Origin of the sequence: Chroococcidiopsis sp. (genome assembly GCF_051657925.1) — a bacterium.
Taxonomy (GTDB): domain Bacteria; phylum Cyanobacteriota; class Cyanobacteriia; order Cyanobacteriales; family Chroococcidiopsidaceae; genus Chroococcidiopsis.
On the sequence record NZ_JBOFLP010000210.1, the window covers coordinates 1 to 3,482 of the forward strand.

Below are 3,482 nucleotides of genomic sequence, written 5' to 3' on the forward strand. Positions count from 1 at the left end.
CAATCAAACTCGTCATATCACAGCATAACGGTTGTCACAGCCAACTATCTCAAGCCGCACCAAATACATTCTCGCGATGCCAGCGCAGGGCTTCTAGACGCGGGTAGTATTGCGCGTGAATTGGCAGACTCAGGCGATCGCCATTGAACTGCTGCATGGGTTTGCAGTTGGGAGCATCTTCGTGCAAGTCACTTTTCACCAGGAGAGTAAAATTATCGCTGATGCCGAACCAACCCCTGTCAAATGCCCAATGATGATTTTTGCAGAGCGACAATCCATTATCGATTCGGTCATCGTAGAACTGGGAAAAGGGCATGATGTGCGACCCATCTACAATATTTTGACTGAGAGAATTGATTATGCGTAACCCACAGAACGCACAGCGATAATCGTAGATAGAAACAATAACCTTACGAAAGGTAGCATCTCTAACAACTGTTTTAGTTTCATCTTTTAATACAGATTCCTCGTAAACCTTACCGCCAGTAGCTAATAATTCTTGCTGAAATTCTGCAAAAGCATTGACACGAAGAATTTCCTGCACTTGTTGAGTCTTATCAGCAAACCAGGAATTGAGTAAAGTATTTATTAATAAATTTCTAGATGTCGGCTGCTGAAACAACTCAAATAGTTCGTCATCCAAATAAGCATACTCTACTGCTTGTCTAAGTACGCCAACTGCCCTAACTTTAGCCCCAGAAGATAAGAGTGCTTCAAATCCTGGGTTAGGTCTGAAGTGCCAAAATCCATCGCTTCTCAAATGAAAAAATGGCATTCCAATATCTGCATTATGTGTAGTAGATCCCAACTGTTGCCAAAGCTTGAGGAAAGCCGCAACTAACTCGGCAGACAGAGGAATTTGATTGTGCCTGAGTAAACCCTGCTCGATTAGCTCGATGACAGACAGCAGCAGGATGGGCTTGTGGGGTGCTACGCTGCCGTGTGCGCGGTCTACTCGTAGTTTAGTAAACTTGCTGGCATAGTAGTTAAGGTTTTTACCAACCATTCATCTGTCTCTAGTTTTTTTAGCCAAATATAGCAGAGCAGGCAATGCTTAGCTACATTTTCATTCAGTAGAGATTGTGCTTAGAGTCACAAAAGTTAAAGATATTTTTTCAGCTCGTCTAACAAAGTTGTTTTTGAAATGACACCTACAACTGAATCGACCTGCTGACCGCTTTGAAAAAGCATGAGTGTAGGAAGCATTCGGATGCCATAATAATTCATTATGCTCGAATTATTATCAGCATTAACTGTAACGAACTTCACCCGTCCGTCATATTGCTCTTGAACTTGCTCGACTAGCGTGGCAATTACTTTACAAGGACCACACCAAGTAGCCCAGAAGTCAACTAAAACCGGAATTGTACTATCGAGTACTTCTTGCTTGAATGTAGAATCTGTTACGAGTAAAGCTGTTGGCATAGCTGTAAACCTTCACTCTTCACAATCTGGTGCAAGTTTCCAAACTATAAATGGCACGAGTTTAATTTTGTAAATAAGGGCTGGTTAGCTCTACATTTAGATTAGATCTAAAAAGTGAAAAACTCAGGACAAAATTGAAGATTTTTTCAGACTATAACAGATGTTAAGTTTCTACAACCTACTTCACATCATCAAGTGCCTTATTTAAGTTCCACGCAGCACTGATGAGAGATAGGTGAGTAAACGCTTGGGGAAAATTGCCTAAAGCTTTACCGCTGGCGCTCGTTTCCTCAGCATACAGTCCTAGATGATTGGCGTAACTGAGCATTTCTTCAAACATCAAACTCGCTCGTTCGAGCTTAGTCGGATCGACTCGTCCCGCACGGGTCAAAGCTTCGACTAGCCAAAAGGTGCAGATATTAAAAGTTCCTTCTTTACCATTTAGACCATCGCTAGCACTTTCTAGGTTATAGCGATACACCAGGCTATTAGAAACTAGTCCGCCTGCTTCCGGTAGCCGATTGATGGCATCAAGCGTTTGTAGCATTCGCGGATCGCTAGGAGAAAGGAAGAGTACTAAAGGCATAATTAAATTACTGGCATCGAGCAAGTCACAGTCGTAATATTGCACGAAGGCACGGCGCTCCTCGTTCCATCCCCGATCCATAATTTCCTCATATATGCGATCGCGCTCGGTCAACCAGTGCTGGCGGTTGGCAGGGAAAGAGCGTTTATCAGCCAGACGAATACCTCGATCCAGCGCTACCCAACACATGAGTTTTGAGTAGACAAATTGCTTGCGTCCGCCCCGCGATTCCCAAATCCCTTCGTCTTCACGCTGCCAATTGTCACAAACCCAGTCAAGTAGCTGTCGCAGGTAAGTCCACAAGTCGTAAGAAATAGACGAGCCATGCTTATTGTAAAGATAGACAGCATCCATCAACTCGCCATAAATATCGAGTTGAAGTTGATTATAAGCAGCGTTGCCAATCCGAACCGGACGCGAGCCTTCATACCCGCTTAAGTGTTCTAAAATGACTTCATCTATGTCGTGCTTGCCGTCAATGCTGTAAACCACCTGTAAGGGACTATCTGGCTTAAACTCATGGCAGCGGCATTCTAACCAATTGACAAACTGAGCTGCTTCTTGGGTAAAACCAATTCGCAGCAAACCATATACTGTAAATGCTGCATCTCGAATCCAGGTATAGCGATAGTCCCAATTGCGTTCGCCGCCAATTTCTTCAGGCAGGCTGCAAGTTGGCGCAGCGACAATTGCTCCAGTAGGTTCGTAAGTTAGCAGCTTCAGTACCAATGCCGAGCGCTCCACCATCTCGCGCCAACGCCCTTTGTATTTGCATTTCGACAGCCAATTGCGCCAATAGTCAACAGTGTGTTTGAACAGGTTTTGTGCCTCGTTACAATCGAGCGGTAAGCCACAGCCGGATAGAGAATCTATTTGTCGCAAGACGAAAACAACTTCTTCTCCAGCTTCTAGGGTAAATTTAGCAAATACGCCGTTATTATCCTGTTGCAAAGGAATTTCTGTGACTAGTGCCAAATTTAGTCCTGACGACTCAAAGTAAGCACCCACATCTGTAATAGTTGTTTTATGGCGATCGCGGGCATAGTTAAACGCCGGATGACACTTTAGGTAAAAATCCATCGTGCAGCGAATGACTCTCACGCGCCGGATCAGCCAATGATAGCCACGCTCCCGCGCGGACAGACCGACAGGCATAAAGTCAATTACCTCGCCAACACCGCAGGATGAGAGGAAACGAGTCACCAAAACATTAGTTTGATACCAATAAAATTGTTTACGAGTTACGTCTTTACCGAGGGGAGAAATTTGGAAATATCCACCCTTATCGGAATCGAGCAATGCTGCAAATATACTGGGTGAGTCGTGTTTAGGAAAACAAAACCAGTCAATCGAGCCATTTAACCCTACTAAGGCTGTCGTGTGCATATTCCCCACAACACCATAGTTTTCAATGGCTTGGTCGTTCATCTAGCTACTCGGTTAGATAATTCGCCTTGTCAGTGTACTTCAC

Annotated in this window: 3 protein-coding genes; all 3 read right to left on the bottom strand. The window is 44.3% G+C overall.

Going from position 1 to position 3,482, the window contains the following annotated elements; translation table 11 throughout:
* Positions 1 to 49: 49 nt before the first annotated feature.
* The gene (locus tag ACRC32_RS16900; protein ID WP_438555059.1) at positions 50 to 1,006 is read right to left on the bottom strand and encodes an HNH endonuclease; all 957 of its coding nucleotides are present in this window, start codon (positions 1,004 to 1,006) and stop codon (positions 50 to 52) included.
* A 95-nt stretch (positions 1,007 to 1,101) separates the two neighbouring features.
* Positions 1,102 to 1,425: a thioredoxin gene (trxA, locus tag ACRC32_RS16905; RefSeq protein WP_438555060.1), complete on the bottom strand. Its 324-nt coding sequence runs from the start codon at positions 1,423 to 1,425 to the stop codon at positions 1,102 to 1,104.
* Positions 1,426 to 1,603: 178 nt separating this feature from the next.
* A complete protein-coding gene (locus ACRC32_RS16910; protein ID WP_438555061.1) occupies positions 1,604 to 3,439 on the bottom strand; it encodes a glycoside hydrolase family 15 protein in 1,836 nt (611 codons plus the stop codon).
* Between the last annotated feature and the right edge of the window lie 43 nt (positions 3,440 to 3,482).

Coding starts and splice junctions, on each gene's coding strand:
- ACRC32_RS16900 (WP_438555059.1), bottom strand. CDS start 1,006: ATGGTTGGTAAAAACCTTAACTACTATGCCAGCAAGTTTACTAAACTA.
- trxA (WP_438555060.1), bottom strand. CDS start 1,425: ATGCCAACAGCTTTACTCGTAACAGATTCTACATTCAAGCAAGAAGTA.
- ACRC32_RS16910 (WP_438555061.1), bottom strand. CDS start 3,439: ATGAACGACCAAGCCATTGAAAACTATGGTGTTGTGGGGAATATGCAC.